This is a genomic window from Lentzea indica (genome assembly GCF_012184385.1).
Classification (GTDB): Bacteria; Actinomycetota; Actinomycetes; order Mycobacteriales; family Pseudonocardiaceae; genus Lentzea; species Lentzea indica.
This window is the reverse complement of sequence record NZ_VSRL01000158.1, coordinates 1-20435: the sequence shown is the minus strand read 5'-3', so window position 1 is coordinate 20435 and position 20435 is coordinate 1. Positions and strand designations below refer to the sequence as shown.

General features: G+C 69.1%; 25 protein-coding genes and 5 pseudogenes. 10 read left to right on the top strand and 20 right to left on the bottom strand.

The features are described 5' to 3' along the window. The 3 genes from FXN61_RS32695 to FXN61_RS32685 form a co-directional block, all read right to left on the bottom strand. Positions 1-213: hypothetical protein (locus FXN61_RS32695; RefSeq protein WP_223165686.1), on the bottom strand; the 213-nt coding region annotated here is incomplete at its 3' end. After that, a complete protein-coding gene (locus FXN61_RS32690; RefSeq protein ID WP_167977826.1) occupies positions 206-775 on the bottom strand; it encodes an RNA polymerase sigma factor in 570 nt (189 codons plus the stop codon). The genes FXN61_RS32695 and FXN61_RS32690, both read right to left, overlap by 8 nt. Positions 776-868: 93 nt before the next feature. Further along, positions 869-1435, bottom strand: a complete 567-nt coding sequence (locus FXN61_RS32685; RefSeq protein WP_167977825.1) for a GNAT family N-acetyltransferase — start codon at positions 1433-1435, stop codon at positions 869-871. 79 nt (positions 1436-1514) lie between these two features. Between FXN61_RS32685 and lexA the strand changes: the two genes are divergently transcribed. After that, complete coding sequence (lexA, locus tag FXN61_RS32680; protein ID WP_167977828.1) at positions 1515-2174, top strand: transcriptional repressor LexA; 660 nt, start codon at positions 1515-1517, stop codon at positions 2172-2174. Between the two features lie 22 nt (positions 2175-2196). On the opposite strand, the gene FXN61_RS32675 is transcribed toward lexA, so the two are convergent. Next, positions 2197-3063, bottom strand: coding sequence for a LysR family transcriptional regulator (locus FXN61_RS32675; protein ID WP_246292288.1), 867 nt, complete (start codon positions 3061-3063; stop codon positions 2197-2199). Positions 3064-3118: 55 nt separating this feature from the next. Here FXN61_RS32675 and FXN61_RS32670 point away from each other — a divergent pair, with 55 nt between their 5' ends. Next, positions 3119-3778 (top strand): type 1 glutamine amidotransferase domain-containing protein, encoded by a 660-nt coding sequence (locus FXN61_RS32670; protein WP_167977824.1) that lies wholly within the window; start codon positions 3119-3121, stop codon positions 3776-3778. Here FXN61_RS32670 and FXN61_RS55810 read toward each other — a convergent pair. The 6 genes and pseudogenes from FXN61_RS55810 to FXN61_RS54685 form a co-directional block, all read right to left on the bottom strand. Continuing rightward, entirely contained in the window at positions 3775-5298 is a 1524-nt protein-coding gene (locus FXN61_RS55810; RefSeq protein WP_167977823.1) for a nucleotidyl transferase AbiEii/AbiGii toxin family protein, read from the bottom strand. The two genes, FXN61_RS32670 and FXN61_RS55810, sit on opposite strands and share 4 nt — an antisense overlap. 28 nt (positions 5299-5326) lie before the next feature. Continuing rightward, positions 5327-5956 (bottom strand): DUF6297 family protein, encoded by a 630-nt coding sequence (locus FXN61_RS55805; RefSeq protein ID WP_223165685.1) that lies wholly within the window; start codon positions 5954-5956, stop codon positions 5327-5329. After that, a complete protein-coding gene (locus tag FXN61_RS55800; RefSeq protein ID WP_167977821.1) occupies positions 5848-6291 on the bottom strand; it encodes a hypothetical protein in 444 nt (147 codons plus the stop codon). Before FXN61_RS55800 ends, FXN61_RS55805 begins: the two co-directional genes overlap by 109 nt. A 39-nt stretch (positions 6292-6330) precedes the next feature. Further along, positions 6331-6639 (bottom strand): hypothetical protein, encoded by a 309-nt coding sequence (locus FXN61_RS32650; protein ID WP_167977820.1) that lies wholly within the window; start codon positions 6637-6639, stop codon positions 6331-6333. Then, positions 6636-7133 (bottom strand): ABC transporter ATP-binding protein, encoded by a 498-nt coding sequence (locus tag FXN61_RS54690; RefSeq protein ID WP_281360751.1) that lies wholly within the window; start codon positions 7131-7133, stop codon positions 6636-6638. The genes FXN61_RS32650 and FXN61_RS54690 overlap by 4 nt, the downstream gene beginning before the upstream one ends. Further along, positions 7072-7248 (bottom strand): annotated as a pseudogene (locus tag FXN61_RS54685) (ABC transporter ATP-binding protein); the annotation flags it as partial. The pseudogene FXN61_RS54685 and the gene FXN61_RS54690, both read right to left, overlap by 62 nt. A gap of 100 nt (positions 7249-7348) precedes the next feature. On the opposite strand from FXN61_RS54685, the pseudogene FXN61_RS32640 reads away from it, so the two are divergent. The 3 genes and pseudogenes from FXN61_RS32640 to FXN61_RS32630 form a co-directional block, all read left to right on the top strand. Next, positions 7349-8398, top strand: a pseudogene (locus FXN61_RS32640) (LLM class flavin-dependent oxidoreductase); the annotation flags it as partial. A 117-nt stretch (positions 8399-8515) separates the two neighbouring features. After that, the gene (locus FXN61_RS50975; protein WP_167977827.1) at positions 8516-8941 is read left to right on the top strand and encodes a MarR family winged helix-turn-helix transcriptional regulator; all 426 of its coding nucleotides are present in this window, start codon (positions 8516-8518) and stop codon (positions 8939-8941) included. Beyond that, positions 8938-9606 carry a CE1759 family FMN reductase gene (locus FXN61_RS32630; protein WP_167977819.1) on the top strand — a complete coding sequence of 223 codons (669 nt, stop codon included), beginning with the start codon at positions 8938-8940 and terminating at the stop codon, positions 9604-9606. Before FXN61_RS50975 ends, FXN61_RS32630 begins: the two co-directional genes overlap by 4 nt. Here FXN61_RS32630 and FXN61_RS32625 read toward each other — a convergent pair. Continuing rightward, the gene (locus tag FXN61_RS32625) at positions 9603-10433 is read right to left on the bottom strand and encodes an oxidoreductase (protein WP_167977818.1); all 831 of its coding nucleotides are present in this window, start codon (positions 10431-10433) and stop codon (positions 9603-9605) included. The genes FXN61_RS32630 and FXN61_RS32625 overlap by 4 nt on opposite strands. 58 nt (positions 10434-10491) lie before the next feature. Between FXN61_RS32625 and FXN61_RS32620 the strand changes: the two genes are divergently transcribed. Then, positions 10492-11148 (top strand): TetR/AcrR family transcriptional regulator, encoded by a 657-nt coding sequence (locus tag FXN61_RS32620; RefSeq protein WP_246292286.1) that lies wholly within the window; start codon positions 10492-10494, stop codon positions 11146-11148. Here FXN61_RS32620 and FXN61_RS53100 read toward each other — a convergent pair. The 4 genes and pseudogenes from FXN61_RS53100 to FXN61_RS32605 all read right to left on the bottom strand — a co-directional run. Further along, positions 11145-11684, bottom strand: a pseudogene (locus FXN61_RS53100) (ABC transporter permease); the annotation flags it as partial. The gene FXN61_RS32620 and the pseudogene FXN61_RS53100 sit on opposite strands and share 4 nt — an antisense overlap. Positions 11685-11890: 206 nt before the next feature. Beyond that, positions 11891-12361: an ABC transporter ATP-binding protein gene (locus FXN61_RS53095; RefSeq protein ID WP_312878162.1), complete on the bottom strand. Its 471-nt coding sequence runs from the start codon at positions 12359-12361 to the stop codon at positions 11891-11893. A gap of 94 nt (positions 12362-12455) precedes the next feature. Next, a pseudogene (locus FXN61_RS56590) lies at positions 12456-12527 on the bottom strand (ATP-binding cassette domain-containing protein); the annotation flags it as partial. An 89-nt stretch (positions 12528-12616) separates the two neighbouring features. Then, positions 12617-13606, bottom strand: a complete 990-nt coding sequence (locus tag FXN61_RS32605; protein WP_167977815.1) for an ABC transporter substrate-binding protein — start codon at positions 13604-13606, stop codon at positions 12617-12619. A 55-nt stretch (positions 13607-13661) separates the two neighbouring features. On the opposite strand from FXN61_RS32605, the gene FXN61_RS54675 reads away from it, so the two are divergent. Both FXN61_RS54675 and FXN61_RS50280 read left to right on the top strand, forming a co-directional pair. Further along, on the top strand, positions 13662-13787 hold the full coding sequence (locus FXN61_RS54675) for a hypothetical protein (RefSeq protein WP_281360748.1): 126 nt from the start codon (positions 13662-13664) through the stop codon (positions 13785-13787). Continuing rightward, on the top strand, positions 13777-14304 hold the full coding sequence (locus tag FXN61_RS50280; protein WP_188135737.1) for a cupredoxin domain-containing protein: 528 nt from the start codon (positions 13777-13779) through the stop codon (positions 14302-14304). Before FXN61_RS54675 ends, FXN61_RS50280 begins: the two co-directional genes overlap by 11 nt. Here FXN61_RS50280 and FXN61_RS32595 read toward each other — a convergent pair. Then, positions 14296-14673 (bottom strand): YciI family protein, encoded by a 378-nt coding sequence (locus FXN61_RS32595; protein ID WP_167977814.1) that lies wholly within the window; start codon positions 14671-14673, stop codon positions 14296-14298. The genes FXN61_RS50280 and FXN61_RS32595 overlap by 9 nt on opposite strands. 94 nt (positions 14674-14767) lie before the next feature. Between FXN61_RS32595 and FXN61_RS32590 the strand changes: the two genes are divergently transcribed. Further along, complete coding sequence (locus FXN61_RS32590) at positions 14768-15178, top strand: hypothetical protein (protein ID WP_167977813.1); 411 nt, start codon at positions 14768-14770, stop codon at positions 15176-15178. Here the strand turns inward: FXN61_RS32590 and FXN61_RS32585 are convergent. Genes FXN61_RS32585 through FXN61_RS32575 form a run of 3 tightly spaced genes read right to left on the bottom strand, consistent with a single transcriptional unit; the run spans position 15123 to position 17469 of the window. After that, complete coding sequence (locus tag FXN61_RS32585; RefSeq protein WP_167977812.1) at positions 15123-16820, bottom strand: GMC family oxidoreductase; 1698 nt, start codon at positions 16818-16820, stop codon at positions 15123-15125. The genes FXN61_RS32590 and FXN61_RS32585 overlap by 56 nt on opposite strands. Further along, positions 16817-17095, bottom strand: coding sequence for a hypothetical protein (locus FXN61_RS32580; RefSeq protein WP_167977811.1), 279 nt, complete (start codon positions 17093-17095; stop codon positions 16817-16819). Before FXN61_RS32580 ends, FXN61_RS32585 begins: the two co-directional genes overlap by 4 nt. A 41-nt stretch (positions 17096-17136) precedes the next feature. Then, complete coding sequence (locus FXN61_RS32575) at positions 17137-17469, bottom strand: putative quinol monooxygenase (protein ID WP_167977810.1); 333 nt, start codon at positions 17467-17469, stop codon at positions 17137-17139. Positions 17470-17587: 118 nt separating this feature from the next. Here FXN61_RS32575 and FXN61_RS56980 point away from each other — a divergent pair. Beyond that, positions 17588-19443, top strand: a pseudogene (locus tag FXN61_RS56980) (MDR family MFS transporter). Here the strand turns inward: FXN61_RS56980 and FXN61_RS32565 are convergent. Beyond that, a complete protein-coding gene (locus FXN61_RS32565) occupies positions 19440-20264 on the bottom strand; it encodes a tetratricopeptide repeat protein (protein ID WP_167977809.1) in 825 nt (274 codons plus the stop codon). The pseudogene FXN61_RS56980 and the gene FXN61_RS32565 sit on opposite strands and share 4 nt — an antisense overlap. Positions 20265-20435 lie beyond the last annotated feature (171 nt).

The following is a 20435-nucleotide window of genomic DNA, read 5'->3' as shown; positions in this document are numbered from 1 at the left end:
CACACCCGCGGCCACCACGACGGCCGCGGCGGCAGCGTGCCACGGCGCGCGACGACGCTTGACCGCCACCGGGGCGGCTGCTCGTTGCCGCAGGGCCAACGCCAGCGCCTGCTTGCCTGCCGCGACGTCGAAAGTCACGGGTTCGTCGACCGCGCGGGCCAGTGCCACGTCGAGCACGCGGTCGAGGGTCTCGGGCTTGGTCGGCTCAGACATGGCTGTCCTCGGAGAAGTCGTGGTCGGTCGCGGCGAGGCGAGTGCGCAGCCGGGCCCGGCCGCGGTGCAATCTGGTGCGCACGGTGGCCACCGGGACGTCGAGCGCCACCGCGATCTCGGCGGGGGTGAAGTCCGCCCACGCGTGAAGCAGAAGCACCTCGCGTTCCTCGACGCGCAGTTCGGCGAGCCAGGCGGTGAGCGGCCCCGCAAGCACGTCCGCGTCCGCCGCGGCGCTCACCCGGTCACCGATGTCCGCCTCGTCGGTACGCGCGATGTACGCCTTGCTCCACGCACGCAGCTTGCGTTCCTCCGCGCGCACGTACCCGCGAAGCAGGTTCGTCGCCACGCCGTAGAGCCACGCACGCACGGCGTCAGCTTCGTAGGTCTGCCCGGCCCGCTGGTCCCACAGCACCAGGAACGCCTCGGACACCACGTCCTGCGCGGTGTCGGTCCCGACCCGCCTGGCCACGTAGCGGTGCAACCGCTCGGCCGTCGACTCGTACAGGGCGAGCAGCGCGGCCTCGTCCAGCACGGCGGGCGCCTCGTCAGGGGTCAGCGCCACGGGCGCCACGTCGCTTCGCACATCCCTACCTGACCGCAGGCCCCGAAAGCGTTCCCGGCGTGTGTTCTCACCGCCACATGGCGGGCTACCTGATCACAACGTGCTCGGGTACGGATGGCGTGCCGCGAACTCGGTCGCCGTCATCCCGAACAGCACCACGTCGTGATGGCATCCGGTCAGGAACTCGTGGTCGCGCAGCCTTCCCTCCTCCTGGAAGCCGAGCCCGCGATGCAACGCGATCGACGCTTCGTTGAACGCCACGACGCTCGACTCGCACTTGTGGAACCGCCGCTCGCCGAACATGAAGCCCAGCAGCATCCGCACCGCCTCAGAGGCGTAGCCGCGCCTATGGAACTCGGACCCGAGCACGATGCCGTACGAGAACCGCCCCACTCGGTGGTCGACCTCGTGTGTGGAGGTCATCCCGGCGAGCTTGCCGTCCGCGAGCGACTCGATCGCCAGCCGGACCACATCTCCTTCCACCGGCTTGAGCGCGGCCTTCTCCGCCCACTCGCGCAGCCGAGCCGAGGACCACGGCGGGTGGATCATGTCGGCGGCCCGCTGGCTCGCGGAGTCCTCGTCGAACTTCTGGAAGAACGGCCAGTCCTCGGGTTCCACCGCGCGCAGGCGAATCAGGCGCCCGGTCCAGACGTTGGTCATCCGGTGATCAGATCCAGCGGGGCCGTCCAACGGCAACTCGTTTTCAAGCCACGATCAGGTGAGGACTAAGATCGTCGCGGTGACCACCTACGACGATCTCGAGCACCTGGACACGTCGGTGCTGCCGGAGCGCCAGCAGAAGATCCTGGGCGCCATCCGCGACTGGGTGGTCGAGCACGGCTACTCCCCCAGCACCCGCGAGATCGGCGACGCGGTCGGCCTGAAGTCCCCGTCGAGCGTCTCCAAGCATCTGTCGGCGTTGGAGGACAAGGGTTTCCTGCGCCGCGGCGCCTCGGTGACGCGGCCGATGGACGTGCGGATCTTCCTGCACGAGACGTCGGCGGCGGCGCCAACCCCGGACGACTCGATCTCCGTGCCCGTGGTCGGTGACATCGCCGCCGGCACGCCGATCTCGGCCGTGGAGCACGTGGACGACGTGCTGAACCTGCCGCGCGGGCTGGTGGGCAGGGGCAGCAACGTGTTCGCGCTGCGCGTGCGCGGTGACTCGATGATCGACGCCGCGATCTGCGACGGCGACATGGTCGTGGTTCGCCAGACGCACGAGGCGTACAACGGGCAGATCGTCGCCGCGATGATCGAGGAGGAGGCGACGGTCAAGGTGTACCAGCGCCGCAACGGCCACGTGTACCTCGAGCCGCGCAACCCCGACTATCCCGTCATCGACGGCGACAAGGCCGTCATCCTCGGCATCGTCGTGTCGGTGCTCCGGAGCGTCTAGAGAACGCCCCAGTCGCGTGCCTTCAGGTGCTCGAGACGGTGCCGGTGGCGGGCGTCGTCACGCCTCGGGTGACGACGTAGAGGGTGTTGAGCGGCGGAATCTCCGCCTGGTGCAGCAACTCGACGGATCCGGCGACGAGGGCGGGTTCGACGAGGTAGCGCGGCAACGCGGACACGCCCGCTCCCGCGATCACCGCGGCCAGAACCGCGCGCAGGTCCGGTACGACAACGGCTGTCGCGTTCTTCGGTCGTGTGCCGAACTCGCTGCGCCAATAGCGGCGGATGATCGGCAGCTCGTCCGAGTACGCGACCAGCGGCAGGTGTTCGAGGGCGCGCGCCGGGTCCTCCCCGAGCAGTTCCTGGTCCACCGTTCTCGCCAGCAACGGTGGCCCCACCAGCAGGAACTCCTCGTCCGTCAACGGTGTCGCGGTGAGTCCCGCGCCTGGGCGGACGGACGACAGCACGACGTCGAGCTGGGCGGTCTTGAGGGCGTTGAGCAGGTCGTTCGCCAGGCCGAGCGTCACCTCGAACCGGAGGCCGCGCTGGGTCAGCGGGGCGAGTGCGGGCAGGCCGCGGGCGGTCATGAACTCGGCCGCTCCCCCGATCCTGACCGTGCCCTCGACGGCGGCCACGGGATCGAACGCGGACCTGAGCTGGTCGACGGGTGGTCCCACGCGGCGCGCGAGCTCATCGGCACGGGGTGTCGGCGTGACTCCACGGCCGCCCCTGATGAACAGCGGTTCGCCGAGTTCCTTCTCCAGCTTGGCGAGCTGGCCGCTCACGGCGGGCTGGGTCAGGCCGCGCCTGCTCGCCGCGGCGGTGATCGAGCCGCCCCGGTAGATCTCCAGGAACGTCGCGAGCAGACCGAGGTCTGTCAACTTCTCAGCCATAAAGCAGCTTATACCTCTGCCGTCACGTTCCCAGGATCTGTGATGTCCTGACTGCATGAAGAAGCTACTGATGGTCGTGTCCGGCGCCGACTCGCTGACGCTGGCGGACGGCACGAGCCACCCCACGGGGTTCTGGGCCGAGGAAGTGGTCGAGTCGGTGCGCGTGCTGCGCGCCGAGGGCATCGAGGTCACGATCGCGACGCCGGGCGGCGTCGTGCCGACCGTCGACAAGGCGAGCCTGGACGGCACGTTCGACGACGCCGTTGCGTCCCTTGAGGATCTGCGCGCTCCGGCGACGTTGTCCGAGATGAACGCGGACGACTTCGACGCGGTCTACCTGCCCGGCGGTCACGGCCCGATGGCGGACCTGGCGTTCGACGCGACGCTCGGCAAGCTGCTGGCGGACTTCCACGACAGCGGCAAGCTCGTCGCGGCGCTGTGCCACGGACCGGCCGGTCTGCTGAGCGCTGTCCGCGCCGACGGCTCATTCGTGTTCGAGGGCAAGGAGATGGCGGTGTTCAGCGACGAGGAGGAGCGTCAGGGCGGCTTGAACGCGCCCTACTCGGTCGCCGGTCGACTGGCCGAGCTGGGCGCGCGGCTCGCGACGGGTGAGCCCTGGTCGAGCACGGTGGTCGTGGACGGCGGGCTCGTGACGGGTCAGAACCCGCAGTCCACTGTGGCCACCGCGACTCGGGTCGCCGCTCTTCTCGGTTAACGCAGAGCCGCCGCGATCCGCTCCAACAGTGCCGGTTCGTCGGCCTTGGTGACCGGCAGCTCGGACGGCGCGTTGTCCCAGTCGACGTGGTCCAGCTCCAGCACGGACTTCCGGTCGAAGTCGTACGCGCGGTCGCCCAGCTCCGGCCGCAGCAGCTCGATGACGACGCCCGTGTCCACGGTGGTGTGCTCCGCGAGCAACGCGGCGTCGTAGAGGTCCTTGGCCTGCGGGTAGCTGTCCGTCGCGAGCCACTGGAGCTTCCACGCGAGCGACAGCTCCTGGTTCGCGGCGAGCAGGATCGTGCCGGTGACCTCCACGGGTTCCGGCGCGATCGGCAGCTCCTCGTTGAACACCAGGTCGATCTGGATCGCGCCCTGCGGCAGCCCCTCGACGTCGAACGGGAACACCACCCGCCGACCGGGCACCCGTTCGTAGGTCCAGATGTGCTCGGTGCTGACCTCGTCCGCTCGCAGGCCGGGACCGGGATCCGCGCGAACGCTCTCGACCAGGTCGTCGATGAGCTGCCTCGCCCGCGGGCTGTCGATGGTGATGTAGCGCGGTGTGACCACGAAGTCGAGGTCACCGGGCTCCCGCGCGGCGTCGCCGAACCACTCCCGCATCACGACGCTGCCGCGCAGCACCAGGTTCTCGGCCCAGTCCGAGTTCCCGATGAGGTGCAGGACGTGCGCCATCGCCTTGCGGCGCGTGCCGAGCCAGCGCGCACCGTCCACCGGGTCGCCGAAGCGCGGGTCGCCGCCGCGGAAGGCGTGCTTGAACTGCTTGAGCGCGGGGTCGAACACCGCGCGCTGCGTGATGTCCTGTCCCGGCTTCACCGCCAGCGGGTGGAACGTCGCGGGAAAGCCCCGCTCCCAGCGCGGGGCCTGCCGCAGCCGCTCGTCCCAGCTGCGGCCGGCCTCGCCGTGGATCCAGCCGTTGTCGATGTGCAGCGCGTCGTCGTGAACGACGTACTCCTCTTCGACCTCCAGCACCTCGAACTCGCTCAGGTCCGCGAGCAACGCCTCCAGCTTCGCCTTCGCCGTGCCCCGGCCCACCCCGAAGCACCGTTGCGTGACGAATCGTTCCTCCGAACCGTCGTCGTACTTGCGGCGCGCGTTGCGCGACACGTGTGCGTCGTGCCCGTCGACCGCCGTGAGGACACGCCGGTACCAGTCGTGCCACGTCCCCGCCATCAGGACTTTGACGTGGTGCTCGAAGTACAGCCCGGGATCGGCGCCGGCGTCGGTCCGCGGCACGCCCTCGTTCCACGGCGCGGCCTCGATCTTCACCCGCACCAGGTGCAGCTCGGCCTCGAACAGCTTGTCGCGCCAGCGCTCGGCCACCGCCCGCACCTCGTCGATCGTGCCCTTCGCACTGATCGTCAGCATCGGCTGGGACGGCACCTCACCGCGGTGCAGCTCGATGTGGCTGAACTTGAGCTGGTGCCGTTCCGCGAACGCCGCCAGCTCGTCGACCTGCCACTCCGACCCGGTCAGATGGAGCTCGAACTCACCCGAAAACACAGCATCCCCCTCTTCGAGGGCGCTGACCTTAGCCGAGCATCACCTGCAGCACACACAACAAATACAGCAGCAACGGACCGCGGCTCAGCTGCATGACCAGTCCGATCGGCACCGGCCCGAGCACGCCGAAGTCGATCGCGGCGACGCCGTAGTCGAGAGGCGGCCGCGTGGCGATCCGGTACACCACGGCCACCGCCCCGACCGCGGACACCACACCGTTGAGCCAGGAGACGTGCGGCGTGAACGGCGTGGTCGCCAGGCACCACACCACCGCGGCCGAGCCGGGCACCACGACGTGCGCGAGCCGCAGGAGGCCGTCCGGCACGCCCAGCGCCCGGCGGATCGCCGATGACCGGCAGACGGTCCTCAACCCTGCCGCGAGCCGGTCGGTGGCGACGAACGCGCAGATCAGGTGCACGCGGGGTACCCAGTCGACCTGCCGCCGACGCGCCACCAGCGCGGGGCAACGGGCAGCAACCCCGCCCAAGACCAGCCAAGGCGCTTCGGCGCGCGCCGTGCGCGCAGGACGTCCGGTCCACACCAGCACGGTCAGCCTGGATCCCCGCAGCCTGGCCGAGCGAACCCGCCCCGAGCAGCCGTGCGCGGCGCTCGGCCAGGATCGCGCCCAGCAGCGCGAGTCGAGCCAGGAGGCCGACACCGCACGGCCGCGGCGAGCGAGGCACCGGCGGCCAGGTCCGCACGGTGCAGGTGTCGCAACGACATCGCCGCGACCACGACCAGCACCACCGCTACCGGAGTCAGCCAGACCGCCTCGCCGACGGCGACATCGCCAGGCCGCAGGAACATCGCGACCACGGCAGTTCCGGCCAACACGCTCAGCCAGGCCTGCGGGCGCAGCCGGCAACGCTGCAGGACCACCGCACCCGACACGACGGCCACCCCTGCCGCCGCAGACCCGATGAACACCAGTGCCCCCGGCGGCGAGACCGCCCCGACCACCCCGAAAACGGCGGCGGGCCAGACCACGCCCACCGCCCGCGCCGAACCCGAGCAGACCGAGGAACCGGAGCATCAGAACGCGGCCCGGCCCACCGGCGAGCTCAGCACCCAGAAGGCCCGGTCACGGCCCGCAAAGACCGGACCGAACGCCAGCAGCACCTTGAGCAGCACGACCGCCGCCAGCACGGACAGCCACAGCGCCGTCCACTCGCTCACGCCCAGCTGGCCGGTCTTCTGCAATCCCTTGAACGCGACGCCCCAGCCGATCGCGCCGACGATCGCCGCGTTGACGAGCCGCACGTACAGGCGGGTGAGCCGGAACCGCAGCGGTGGCGGCGGGCGCCTCAGCCGGCGGCGGATCTGCGCGACCGACGGCGTCACAGCGTCACGGTGCGATCGGCGACCGCCTCGACGAGATCCTGGTCGTGCGACGCGAACACGACGGCCACCCCGGCCGCCTTCTCCGCCTTGAGCCGCTCGCGCAGCCACGTCCGTCCTCGTGCGTCGAGACGCTGCTCCGGTTCGTCGAGCACCAGCAGGTCGCGCGGCCGCACGAAGCACGAGGCGAGCCCGAGCCGATGCCGCTGCCCGCTCGACAGCGTGGGCGGCACCTGGTCCCGCACCTCACCGAGCCCCAGCTCCCCCAGCACGTCGAGCACCGCGCGTTCCGGGTCGGGCGTGCCGTGCAACCACGCCAGCAGCCGCAGGTGCTCCACAACGGAGAGGTCCGGGAAGTAGTCGGCGTCGTCCAGCAGCGAGGCCATCGACGACCGCACCCGCGCCGACGACTCGTCCTGCGGGCCCGCCGAACAACACGCTGCCGGAGTCCAGCACCTCGGCGCCGACCAGGCACCGGAGCAGCGTCGACTTGCCAGACCCGTTCGCCCCGAGCACGGCCACGGCGTCGCCGGGTTCCACCGCGAACGACAGACCTGCGAAGACGGTGACTCCCCCATAGCCGAAACCCGCGTCCCGCACGGCCAAAGACATGTGATCAGCGTAATGGGAATACCAGAGGGGGCGGTGCGTTAAGGTAGATGCAAACGCATGGAACCTAGAGGTTCAGCGCAGACAGAAGGAGGCGGGTGCCGTGCAGTTCGGAGTGTTCTCGGTGAGCGACATCACCAGGGACCCGGTGAGCGGCGAGACCCCCAGCGAGGCCGAGCGCATCGACGCGATCGTGCAGATCGCCGAGAAGGCCGAGGAGGTGGGGCTGGACGTGTTCGCGATCGGCGAGCACCACAACCCGCCGTTCTTCTCATCCGCGCCCACCACGCTGCTCGCCCACATCGCGGCGAAGACCGAGAAGCTGATCGTCAGCACCGCGACGACGCTGATCACGACCAACGACCCGGTGCGCATCGCGGAGGAGTACGCGATGCTGCAGCACCTGTCGAAGGGTCGCATGGACCTCATGCTGGGCCGCGGCAACACCGCGCCGGTCTACCCGTGGTTCGGCCAGGACATCCGGCAGAGCCTGCCGCTGGCGCTGGAGAACTACAACCTCCTGCACCGGTTGTGGCGCGAGGACGTGGTGGACTGGGAAGGGAAGTTCCGCACACCGTTGCAGGGCTTCACCTCCACGCCACGGCCGTTGGACGACCTGCCGCCGTTCGTGTGGCACGGGTCGATCCGCACGCCGGAGATCGCGGAGCAGGCCGCCTACTACGGCGACGGCTTCTTCGCGAACAACATCTTCTGGCCGAAAGAGCACTACATGCGGCTGATCAAGTTCTACCGCCAGCGGTACGCGCACTACGGCCACGGCACGGAGAAGCAGGCCATCGTCGGTCTCGGCGGTCAGGCCTACATCGCCAAGAGGTCGCAGGACGCGATCAAGGAGTTCCGTCCGTACTTCAACGAGGCGCCGGTCTACGGGCACGGCCCGAAGATGGAGGACTTCATGGAGATGACCCCGCTGTCGGTCGGCAGCCCGCAGGAGGTCATCGACAAGACGCTGACCTTCCGCGAGCACTTCGGCGACTACCAGCGGCAGATGTTCCTGATGGACCACGCCGGCCTGCCGCTCAAGATGGTGCTGAACCAGCTCGACCTGCTGGGCGAGGAGGTGGTTCCGGTGCTGCGCAAGGAGATCGAGTCCCGCCAGGACCCGGAGACCGCCAAGCCGCCGACGCACGCCCTGCGCGTCAAGGAGAAGTACGGCGACCAGCCGGCCCGCCAGCCGAAGCCGAACGCCAACCGCGGCGACAACGTCACGGGCGCTCGCCGTACCAGGACTCGCGGTGAGGAAGTAGCGATGACCCGTGCCAACGAGGCGTGGGAGTCCCTGATGAAGGCCTACGCCGTGTTGATGAAGCAGCTCAACGCGGAGGACGTCTGGGGCGACCTGACCATGCGGGAGTACGACGTGCTGTACCAGTTGTCCAAATGCGACAGTCCACTCAGGATGAGTGAGCTGAACCGCCACGTGCTGCTGAGCCAGCCCGCTCTGTCCCGCATGGTCGACCGCCTGGTCGAGCGCGGACTGGTCGACCGCTGCCCCGATCCCGGTGACCGCAGGGGTGTGCGCCTGTCGCTGACCCCCGCGGGCCGGGAGACCCAGCGCGCGATCGGCCGCCCGCACGCCCGCAGCGTCACGCGCGCCCTGAGCGTGCTGAGCGCAGAAGAACTCGACCAGCTCGCCGTGATCACCCGCAAGCTGGCGGAAAACGAGGAGAAATGACCGCACAGTTCCAGCTCGTGGTCGTGTCGGCAGGCACGAGCGACCCGTCGTCCACGCGCCTGCTCGCCGACCGCGCCGCCCAGCGCGTGGCGGCGCTGGGCTCCCAGAAGCAGCTCACCGTCCAGGTCTCGAGCATCGAACTGCGCGAGCTGGCCGGCGAGATCGCGAACGCGTTGGTGTCCAACCACATCGGCGCGAAGCTGCAGAAGGCGATCACCACGCTGCAGCACGCGGACGGCATAGTCGCGAGCACCCCCGTCTACAAGGCGGGCGCGAGCGGGCTGTTCACGTCGTTCTTCCAGATCCTGGACAACGACCTGCTGATCGCGAAGCCCGTCGTCCTCGCCGCGACCGCAGGCACGGCCCGGCACGCGCTCGTGGTCGACGACCAGATGCGCGGCCTGTTCGCCTACCTGCGGACCATCGTGGTGCCGACGTCGCTCTTCGCCTCGACCGAGGACTGGCAGGACAACGCGCTGAACAAGCGCATCGACCGGGCGGCACTCGAACTGGTGGCGCTCATGGCCTCCGGGTTCGAGAAGCAGGTGCGCGACGAGTCGTGGGGCCGCTACCAGCACGAGTTCGGCAGCGCGGGCGGCACCGAGCTGTCGATCGACCTCGACTCCGACCTGATGCGCCTCGCCGCGGGCGGATCCGTCAACTAGAAGTCCGCGCCGCGCGAGAGCTTTTCGTGCGCGCGAAGCTCAGCGAGTGCACCTTCGTGCAGGGCAACGGCGGCGTCGTACGCGGCGCCGCCCAGCACGAGCCGTTGCGGCGGTTCCGGTGCGTTCATCGCACTGATCACGGCTCGCACGCCACGTTCGGGATCACCCGGCTGCTTGCCGTCCTGGTCCGCGAACGTCGCTCGGATCCCCTCCACCAGCCCGAGGTAGGCGTCGACGGTCTCGCGGACGGGCTCGTGCTGGAACCCCGCGTAAGCCTTGGTGCGGAACGCTCCCGGCTCCACGACGAGCACGCGCACGCCGAACGGCTCGACCTCCTGGCGCAGCGCCTCCGACAACCCTTCGAGCGCGAACTTCGCAGCCGAGTAGTAGCCGAACCCCTGCACACCGACCAGGCCGGCCAGCGACGACATGTTCACGATCCAGCCGTCTCCTCTGGCGCGCATGCCCGGCAGGACCGCGCGAACCACCTCGACCACGGCGAAGAGGTTCAGGTCGAACGTGCGACGGACCGTCTCGTCTCGGGTTCCCTCCACCGAGCCGTACCAGCCGCGGCCCGCGTTGTTGACGAGGACGTCGATCCCGCCGAACCGCTCCTCCGCGGCGTTCACCGCCGCGCGCACCTGCTCGGCATCGGTGACGTCGAGCGGGAGAACCAGCACGCGGTCGCCGCGTTCCGAGGCCCATTCCCGCAGCTCATCGGGGCGACGCGCGGTCAGCACCACCTGATGCCCCTCTTCCAGTGCGGCCTCGGCGTAGGCCATCCCGAACCCTCCAGGCGTGCCTCCGGTGATGAACCAGGTCTTCATCGCACTTCTCCTATCGCTATAGCGCTCACTGTAGCGCTACATGAGCTACTATAGCGATATGCAAAACGCACGGGATCGGCTTCTGCTCGCGGCGGCGGAGATGCTGGAGGACGGCGGCACGGTGTCCACGCGGGCCGTGTGCGAACGCGCCGGCGTCCAGGCACCGACGCTGTACCACCACTTCGGCAGCAAGCAGGGGCTGATCGACGCCGTGCTGAACCACGGCTTCACCCAGTACGTCGCGGTCGAGAGCTCCGGCGACCCGCTCGGCGATCTGCGGGTCGGCTGGGACCGGCACGTGCGGTTCGGACTGGAGCACCCGTCGTTCTACGGGCTGCTCTACGGCAGGGCCGAGCCGGGCAAGCCCTGCGCGGTCACCGCCCCCGCGCACGCCGCACTGCGTGACCGGCTGACGGAAGCCGCCAGGAACGGCCTGCTGAACGTGCCCGCGGACGACGCCGCGGAACAGGTGCTCGCCGCGAACGTCGGCGTGACGCTGACCCTGATCGCGCAGCCGGAGCCGGACCTGGGGCTGTCCGCCCGCGTCCGCGAGGCAGCACTGGCCGGAGTGCTGCGCTCACATGACGCCGAGACGCCCGCGACCCGTGCCAGCGCCGCACTCACCCTGCGCGCACTGGTCGACGAGGACCCGGCAGACCTGACACCGGGCGAACGCGCGCTGCTCGGCGAGCTGCTGGACCGGCTGGCCCGTTAGACCACACGGTGCTCCTCCGCCCACGGCAACAGCTTCCGCTCGGCGTAGGTCAGCCCGTAGAAGAGCGCGACGCTGATGATCGCGAGCAGGGCCATCGCCGCGAAGGCCAGTGAGGTGTCGGCGCTGGCGCCGGACGCGTAGATCACGTACCCCAGTCCGGCGCGGGCGCCGACGAACTCGCCGATCACGGCACCGATCACCGCCAGCGTGATCGCGACCTTCAACCCGACGAAAACCTGCGGCAACGCGTGCCGCAGGCGCAGCTTGAAGAACTCCTGCGTGCGCGTGGCGTCCAGCGACCGGAACAGCTCGACCAGTTCGTGAGGCGTGGACTTCATACCGGACACGGTCGAGATCACCACCGGGAAGATGCACACCAGCACCACCATGAGCACCTTCGACTCGATGCCGAACCCGAACCACACCACCACGATCGGCGCGATGGCCACCTTCGGCACGGCGTTGAGCGCGACCAGCAGCGGGTAGAACATCCGCTCCACGATCTTCGAGCCGACGATCAGCAACGCCAGCGGCACGCCGATCACGACGGCCAGCGCGAAGCCGGAAACCGCCTCCCACAACGTGATCAGGGTCTGTTCGAGCAGATAGCCCGGCAGCTCCAGGAACGACGAGACGACGTCTGCCGGTGACGGAACGAGGAACGCCTCGATCCCGAACACGATCGTCGCGAGCCACCAGAGACCGATGATCGCCAGCAAACCCAGTGCCGGCAGCGCGACCTTCACGCCGTCACCTCGCCCAGCAACCCGCGCAGCTCGCGGCTCACCTCGTCCAGCTCGACCTGCCCGAGCGCGCGTGGCCGGGGCAGGCCGACGTCGACGATCTCGTGGATCCGTCCGGGCCGCGGGCTGAGCACCACGATCCGGTCGGCGAGCAGCACGGCCTCGTCGATGGAGTGCGTCACGAACACGACAGCGCGCGGCAGTTCCAACTGAACCCGTTGCAGCTCCTCGGAAAGCTCGGTGCGGGTGATCGCGTCCAGCGCGGAGAACGGTTCGTCCATCAGCATCACCCGCGGGCTCTGGATCAGCGACCGGCACAGCGACACCCGTTGCTGCATGCCGCCGGAAAGCTCGTGCGGCAGCCGTTTCTCGAACCCGCCGAGCCCGACGAGGTCCAGCAGCTCGTGCGCCCTCTCCCGGTGATCGCCCAGGCCGGAGATCTCGATCGGCAGCAGGACGTTGGACAGCACCGACCGCCACGGCAAGCAACGCCGGTCGCTGGAACATGAAGGAGACGTCGCGGCGCGGCCTGGTGACCTGGGAGCCCGCCACGAAGATCCGTCCCCGCGCCGGCGCGAGCAGCCCGGCGATGAGCCGCAGCAACGTCGACTTGCCGCAGCCCGACCGCCCGATCACCGCGACGAACTCGTGCTCGTCCACCTCCAGGTCGATCCCGTCCAACACGTGCACGCTGTCGAACGTGTGCGCGACCTGCTGAAGCGTGATCACTTCGGCGCCAGCCCGAAGGACACGAAATCGCTCGGCTTCAGGGACCCGTCAGGGATCGCACCGGCCTCCACAAGCGTGCGGACGATCTTCTCGACCCGTGGCTCGGTCAGCCCGCCGACCCTGCCGCTGTAGCCGTCCGGCTTGACGTACGGCGCCATCAACGCGACCTCGGCGCCGGCCACGGCCGCGTCCTGGGTCGGCTGGTACTTCTTGAGAATCGGGCCGACCTCGTCCGGGTGGGCTATCGCGTACTCCAGGCCCTGGAGCAGCGCGTTCATGAAACCGTGCGCCTGGTTGACGTTGTTGAGCACGAACTCCTTCGATGCCACGAGCGCATTGCCGTACAGGTCGGGAACCAGGTCGCCATAAGGCAGAACGACGGCCTTCCTGCCCTTCGCCGCGGCCTCGATCAACGGCTTGCCCACGACGAACCGACCGATCCCGTCGACCTGCCCCGCCGCCAGCAGCTGCGGTAGCGCGGGCGGGGCGGACGGCACGAACTCGACCTTGCCGGGATCGATGCCCGCCGCCTTGGCGTAGACGGGGAACATCACCTGGTTCGTGGAGCCGGGCTGGTCGCCGATCTTCTTGCCGACCAGGTCAGCGGGCTTGCTGATCCCGTTGCCCTCCAAGGAGACGATCGCGGCGAGCGACCGCTGCTGGATGGCCGCGATCGCGGTGACCGGCAACTTCTCCTTCGCGAGGGTGATCGCGGTGGCGGTGAAGTCCGCGATGCCGAACTCCGCCCGGCCGCCGGCGACCAGTTTGAGCACGTCGACGCTGCCGGTGCCCGGCGTGATCGTGACGTCGAGACCGGCCGCGTCGAAATAGCCCCTCTCCTTGGCGACGTACACGTACGCATCGCGGCCGAAGGTGCTGAACGACGTCAAATAGTTGATCTCGGTTCGGTTCGCCGCGGGTTTTTCTCCGCCGCATCCCGTGACGGCCAGCATGATCGCGAGCAGGACTGAAACCGCTTTTCTCATGTACCCCTCCCCCGAAGGCGCCCTCATGCCCGAACATAGAGGTCGGGGAGGGCTGATGAACACGACCAATCTGCCCGTGGCCAGCCCGATCGGTTTGATCACCGCGCTGGGACTGGTCTCGCCCGGCGTGCCGGTGATCGTGTTCGAGGCGGGCCTGCGGGAGGTGTGCCTTGAGGGGTGACGTCGTGATCTCGCCGTCCGGCGAGGAGATCGTGCTCGTCGACGTCGGCCGGCGCGTGCTCTACGACGACCCGGTGGTGCGGGTGTGGGAGGTGACGCTCGAACCGGGCGAGACCCACCCGTGGCACCTGCACCACAACCCGTACGTCGTGCTGAGCATCGACGGCTCGGAAGGCCGCATGGACTGGCTCGACGGCAGCGAGCCCAGGTTCATCTCGGAGCACCGCGGCGGGTTCGTGTACCGGCCGGTGTCGCCGGTACACCGGCTGACGAACATCGGGACGTCGTTCTACCGCAACCGGCTCGTGGAGCTGAAGGACCTCGGCGAGAACCTGGCCGCACCGCTGGACATCACGGACTCCGACGTCAGCGTGCGAACCGTTGCGGACGTCGCGCTGGAACTGGAGGGGCCGCACGTGCTCGCTGCCCTCGACACCGAGGACGTGCGGCTCCATCCGGACGGGCCGTGCTCGCTCGCCGGCGAGTGGTTCGTCGTCGAACTGCGCTACCTACGTTAGAAGCTCGGGGATCTCCTCGGGCTCAATGAGCTGCCTGACCTCGACCGACATCTCCTCCACGCCCGCAAAACAGGTGATGTACTCCTCCGCGACGACCTTGGCTTCCGCGAGGTCCTTCGCGTTGATGATCACGAACCCGCCGATGACCTCCTTCGCCTCGGCGAACGGGCCGTCGATCGACTTGATCTCGGCACCGCGCCTGCGCACGGCCGCTCCCTTGGACGGCTTGTGCACGCCCTCACCGCCGAGGAACACGCCGTTCGCGTCCAGCTTCTCGACGAACGCGTTCATCCGCCGATGGAGCTCTGGACTCGCCGTCCACGCCGCGTCGGCGTCCTCCGGGACCCGGTGCATCAACAGAAACCGCATGTCATCTCCCCTGATCTCGGTACGGCGGCGTTGGGCCGCCACACCTGCGTCGATCGACGTCACTGTCGTTTCGACATTTCGACATGATGGCCCGGTGATTCTTTCGCGGCTGGTCGTCCCTCTGCTGAGCATGTGGTTCTTCGGGAACCTGTACGAGCAGGTCGTGTGGAACCCGCAGCTGCTGGCCGATCCGCGGCCGGGCTCGCTCGTCGGCGTGTTCGCGGCAGGCAGCCCGATCTACTACTACCTGCCGTGGGGGCCGCTCGGCGTCGTCCTGGCAGTCGTCATGCGTGCGCCGTGGCCGGCGCTCGGTTGTCTCGCGGTGTCGGTCGCGATGAAGATCCTGCTGATCACGCAGGTCAACCCGGTGTTCCGCGACCCGGCCGCCACCCGTGCCGTCGTGCACCATCACGCGGTGCTGTGGGCGTTCGGCAACGGCGTCGTCGTCATCACGGTGGCGGCCGCGATCCTGCTGATTCAGCGAGCTCACTCCCAGCGGACATGACTCGGCGTGACACGAGATGGCCGGCCGTGCGCAGGGCGAGCGCGGCCATGGTCAGCGAGGGGTTGGACGTGCCGAGCGACGGCATGCTGCCGCACCCCACCGCGTACAGGTTGGGGTGGTCCCAGCAGCGCTGCCACTGGTCCACCACGGAGTCCCGCGGCGAAACACCCATGACGTGCGTGCCGCCACCGTGCCCGGCACCCCAGTAGCGCAGTGGCTCCCCGTTGTGCTCGAAGTACCTTTCGTCGTCCGGCTTGTACGACGTGTGGTCCTCGGCTCGGAGCAGCTCGAAGATGCGGTCCGACACCCGTTTCGCGTCCAGCAGACCGTCCTTCACGTAGGTCGACAGTCCGTAGTGGACGCTCGGCCGCGGGTTGCCCAGCGCGTCGCGGCCTGGTCCGAGCGTGACCCTGTTCGTGGGATCGGCCTCCTGCTCGATCTCGAACTGCAGGGTGAACTGCCGTCCGACCCGGTTCGCGACGGCCTGCCTCAAGGCGTTGCCGCGCAGGCCCGCCGCGACGAACTCGGCCGTGTCGGAGCCGGGACTGCCTGCCGACCAGCCCCAGCCCCAGTTGCCGATCTCGATCCGGAACGGCGCCCGCGTGCAGCGTTGCGGACCCGAGCGGAACGCGTCGATGGCCGTGGTCGAGCCGGGTCCGCGGAACGGCCCGATCGGCTCCGGCATCAGCGCCCACGTCAGCAGTGCCGGGTGGTCCATCAGGTTGCGGCCGACCTGGTCGCTGCTGTTCGCGAGCCCGGACATGAGCAGCAGTTTGGCGTTCTCGATGGCGTGCGCGGCGAGGACGACCACGTCGGCTTCTTCCTCGTGCCGCGTGTGCGTTCCGGTCGTGTCGTCCTCGTAGCGCTGATAGCTGACCTTGGTGACCCGCCCGAACTCGTCGGCGTGCACCCGGTTCACCACGCACCTGGTGCGCAGCTCGACGTTGTGAGACCAGCGTTTCTGCGTGCGGTGGGGCGTGTACTTGGCCTGCTCCGGACAGATCGGCACACAGCTGGCGTACCCGGCGCACAGCTGCCCGTCCGGCCGGTAACCCCGCACGGGTATGCCGTTGCGGGCCTGCGGTGTGCCGGTGATCAGCAGCTCTTGCCCGTCGATGGTCGCACCGTCCACAACGGACGCGATCACGTGGTCGAGGTACGTGCGGGGCAGGGCGTGCATCGGATAGCTGTAGCCGTCGGCGACGGGAAGGTGCTGCCGTTGCTCGTCGGCGTCGGCCGCGACCCCGATCTCCCACTCCGCCGCACGGTAGAAGGGTTCCAACTCGTCGTAGGAGATGGGCCAGTTGCGGCCGTGCCCGAGATCGGCGGTCCGGAAGTCCTCTGGATGCATCCGCGGCGTGATCCCGGTCCAGGCGGTGCCGGTGCCGCCGTTGATCCGCAGGTACGGGCTGGCGTAGTCGAACGGCCCGGTGTTGATCAGGTAGTCGCTCGACGGCGCGGCCGTGGTCGTGCGATACGGCGCGAGCGGCGTCTTGACGAGCGCGGTCTGAAACCTCAGCAGGGCCTCGTCGTGGTCGGGCTGCGCACCCGCCTCCAGCACGAGCACGCGAAACCCGTTGTCCCCCAGAACCTTCGCGATCAGCGAGCCGGCGAACCCTGCGCCGACGACCACGGCCTTCACAGGGCGCTTCTTCTGGGTCTGCGCTCCCAGCTGCCGAAGCCCGGCGCACCTGTGCCCGGCGCGGCGACCCCCACCGCCTTCCACGCCAGTCCCTCGGCGTAGGCGCGCGGACTCGGGATCACCCCGCGCCAGACGCCGGTGTACCAGAGTTCGATGATCTCGGCGTGCGAGGCGTTTCCCGCCAGCCCGCGGTACTGCTCGACCAGTCCGGTCGACCTCAGCTCCTCCGCCGAGAACCCGGTCAGCTCGGCGGACAACTCCACGAAGGCGTCCATGGCGACATCCTGGACGGAGGAGCGGCCCTACGCCCGGTGCCTCACCCGCGTGGCGCAACCTCCATCTCGCCCAGCAGCGACCAGTCGTCCTGTTCCAGCACCGCGTTCACGATCTTCGGCGTCTCCTGCAGGTACGGCGGCAGCTCTGCCTGCGCGACCTTGAAGTGCGCGGACTGCACGTGCGCCGCACCCGCGTCACCGTCGCGGAACGCCTCGACGAGCACGTACTCGGTCTCGTCGTCGATGCTGCGCGACCAGGCGAACCACAGGCAGCCCGGCTCGGCGCGGGTGGCTTCGGTGAAGGCGCGGGAGAGCTCCGGCCAGGTGTCCGCGTACTCGGGCAGGACGCGGAACCTGGCGGTGATGAAGATCATGACTACCTCCGTCGCGTGATCGCCTCCGAGCCTATGGGCTCACACGCGAGTGGTCACTCCCCCGCCGCCCGGCCTGCGAGGTCGCGGAACCTGCGCGATCATCGCCACCGTGCCCGACATGATCGACACCCGCAGGCGGAACCTGGTCGTCGCGGCCGTCCTGCTCGCGATGCTGCTGGCGGCGCTCGACCAGACCATCGTGTCCACCGCGCTGCCCACGATGGTGGCCGAACTGGGTGGCGGCGCGCACCTGTCGTGGGTCGTGACGTCGTACCTGCTCGCCGAGACGATCATGACGGTGCTGATCGGCAAGTTCGGCGACCTCTACGGGCGCAAGAAGACGTTCGTGGTCAGCGTCGCGCTGTTCCTGGTCGGGTCGTTCTTCGCGGGCTGGTCGGAGTCGATGGGCATGCTCATCGCGTTCCGCGCGGTCCAGGGCCTGGGCGCCGGCGGGCTCATGGTCACCTCGACGGCGATCATCGCGGACGTCGTGCCGCTCAAGGAACGCGGCAAGTTCCAGGGGTTCGCGGGCGCGGTGTTCGGCATCGCGACGGTGGCGGGGCCGTTGCTCGGCGGCCTGTTCGTGGACCACCTGAGCTGGCGGTGGGCGTTCTACGTCAACATCCCGCTCGGCATCGCCGTCGTCCTCGTGGCGGTCGCCGCGCTGCCCACGATCAAGGCCGAGGGGCACCCGAAGATCGACTACGCGGGCATCGCGCTCATCGCGCTCGCGGCCACCGGGTTGACGCTGGTCACGAGCTGGGGCGGCACCGAGTACCCGTGGACGTCGCCGACGATCCTGTGGATGGCCGCGACATCCGTGGCCCTGCTCATCGCGTTCGTGTTCGTCGAGCAACGCGCGGCCGAGCCGATGCTGCCGATGAGGTTGTTCCGCAGCCGGGTGTTCACGGTCTCGGGCATCCTGAGCTTCGTCGTCGGGTTCGCGATGCTCGGCGGCATCACCTACCTGCCGATCTACCTGCAGTACGCGTGCGCGGCGAGTCGGCCACCTCGTCCGGCCTCTGGATGCTGCCGCTGATCGCCGGTCTGATGGCCACCGCGCTGCTCACCCGCAACGTGATCAGCCGCACCGGCAGGTACCGGATCTTCCCGCTGGCCGGGTCCGCCGGGCTCGCCGTAGGCCTGTTGTTGCTGTCCTATTTGGACGCCGGCACGAGCTACTGGGTCATGGGCGCGTTCATGATGGTGCTGGGCGCCGGCATCGGCCTGGTGATGCAGGTACCGGTGATCGTCGTGCAGAGCACCACGAACTACACCGACCTCGGCGTCGCCACGTCCGGCATCAGCTTCCTGCGTACGATGGGCAGCTCGTTCGGCGTCGCGCTCTTCGGCACGATCTACGCGAACCAGCTGCCGAAACACCTGCGGGTACCCGAGGGCGTAGACCCGCGCGCCATCGCGAGCCCTGGTAGCGCTGCTGGTCGCGTTCTTCCTGCCGCAGGTGCAGCTGCGTGACACGTCCCGTGCCGCCGCGACGGCAACAGCGGTGTGGGCGAGAGCTTCGCCGCGCCGCCGTCGAACTCCTACGACGAGCTGCGCAAACTCGTCTCCACGGTGATGGCGAAGTCGAAGGAAGACCCCGGTATCGCCGTGCTCCGACGCTCCGGCGTCGACCTGCCGCTGGAACAGGCGTGGCTGCTCGGGCGGGTGTACCGGGCGTCGACGGACGACGGCGTCGCCGAGATCGCCGAGATGACCAAGGTGCCTGCGGGCATCTTCGAGGCGACCGCGCAAAGCCTGGTCCGGTCAGGGCACCTCGCGTTCAGCGACGACGGCTACCGGTTCACCAACCAGGGCGCGGACGTGTTCGCGCAGCTCGTCCAGGCGTGGCGGCGCTGGCTGCTCGAGCAGCTGGAGGACTGGCACGAGCCGGACCAGTGCGACTTCGCCCACGCGCTCGACTCGTTCACCGGCGAGCTGATCGAGAGCGGCCGTCAGATGAGCAGGGTCTAGATCCGGGAGGCCAGGGCCGTCGCCTCCGCGGTGCGGCCCTGCTCCCGGTACAGCTCCAAGGCCCGATCCCATTGCTCGCGCGCCGAAGCGTCCTCACCGGCGGCCGAGTGCACGTCACCGAGGTGCTCCAGTACGGTGGCCTCCTCCGCGGAGTTGTCCAGCTCCCGGTACAGCGCCAGCGCCTCGCGGTAGTGCGCGACGGCGTCGGCGTGCCGGCCGTCGTGGTGGGCGATGTGCGCGAGGCTGTCCAGTGTGGCCGCGGCACCCTCGGAGTGACCGAGCTTGTTGTTGAGCAACATGGCTTCCTCGCAGAAGGTGCGTGCTTCGGCGTACCGGCCCAGGCACGCGTAGCGCCAGCCGACCTCGTTCAACGACTCGGCCTCGCGGATCTCCGAACCCGCCGCGCGGAACTTCTCGAGGCCCCGCAGCGAATGTTCCAGCGCCTTCTCCAGGTCGCCCTCGAACTCGGCCGCCCACGCCATCGCCCGGTGCGCGCCGCCGTGCGCCTCAGGATCGTCGATGTGCGTGAACAACTCCAGGCTGCGCTCGAAATGCTTGTGCCCCAACGCCGACTGGCCCTGTTCGACGTAGTCCGCACCCAGACACATGTTCGCGGTCACTTGCTTCAGCGGGTCCCCCAACGCTTCCGCGGCGCGCAACGCCATCAGCCAGGCGTCCACGTCATCGTGGGTACGTCCGCGGCGGAGGTGGTAGTTGTTCAGCGCGCGGCCGATCATCCATGCCACGTCGAAAGCGTTGCGCTCCAACGCCTGCCGTTGCTCGGTCATCAGACAGGCGTGTTCCGCGTCAAACCAGGCCATGGCGGCGGCGCTCCCGGCAAACGTCAGAACGTGGCCGCTTTCGTGCTCCGGCAACACTTTGTGCGGCTCCAGGGCGTCCGTTCGCCCTCCAGGTACGGCACCATCACCACACCCTCCGCACCGGGCTTCGCGGACAGCGCGAGGTCGCTCAGCTTCGCGAGATCGACACCC

Bases quoted from the DNA above. Each gene is read 5' to 3' on its own strand.
- FXN61_RS32685 (WP_167977825.1), bottom strand. From the start codon at position 1,435: ATGACCAACGTCTGGACCGGGCGCCTGATTCGCCTGCGCGCGGTGGAA.
- FXN61_RS32675 (WP_246292288.1), bottom strand. From the start codon at position 3,063: ATGGCTGAGAAGTTGACAGACCTCGGTCTGCTCGCGACGTTCCTGGAG.
- FXN61_RS32670 (WP_167977824.1), top strand. From the start codon at position 3,119: ATGAAGAAGCTACTGATGGTCGTGTCCGGCGCCGACTCGCTGACGCTG.
- FXN61_RS50975 (WP_167977827.1), top strand. From the start codon at position 8,516: ATGACCCGTGCCAACGAGGCGTGGGAGTCCCTGATGAAGGCCTACGCC.
- FXN61_RS32630 (WP_167977819.1), top strand. From the start codon at position 8,938: ATGACCGCACAGTTCCAGCTCGTGGTCGTGTCGGCAGGCACGAGCGAC.
- FXN61_RS32625 (WP_167977818.1), bottom strand. From the start codon at position 10,433: ATGAAGACCTGGTTCATCACCGGAGGCACGCCTGGAGGGTTCGGGATG.
- FXN61_RS32620 (WP_246292286.1), top strand. From the start codon at position 10,492: ATGCAAAACGCACGGGATCGGCTTCTGCTCGCGGCGGCGGAGATGCTG.
- FXN61_RS32605 (WP_167977815.1), bottom strand. From the start codon at position 13,606: ATGAGAAAAGCGGTTTCAGTCCTGCTCGCGATCATGCTGGCCGTCACG.
- FXN61_RS54675 (WP_281360748.1), top strand. From the start codon at position 13,662: ATGAACACGACCAATCTGCCCGTGGCCAGCCCGATCGGTTTGATCACC.
- FXN61_RS32595 (WP_167977814.1), bottom strand. From the start codon at position 14,673: ATGCGGTTTCTGTTGATGCACCGGGTCCCGGAGGACGCCGACGCGGCG.
- FXN61_RS32580 (WP_167977811.1), bottom strand. From the start codon at position 17,095: ATGGACGCCTTCGTGGAGTTGTCCGCCGAGCTGACCGGGTTCTCGGCG.
- FXN61_RS32575 (WP_167977810.1), bottom strand. From the start codon at position 17,469: ATGATCTTCATCACCGCCAGGTTCCGCGTCCTGCCCGAGTACGCGGAC.
- FXN61_RS32565 (WP_167977809.1), bottom strand. From the start codon at position 20,264: ATGGCCTGGTTTGACGCGGAACACGCCTGTCTGATGACCGAGCAACGG.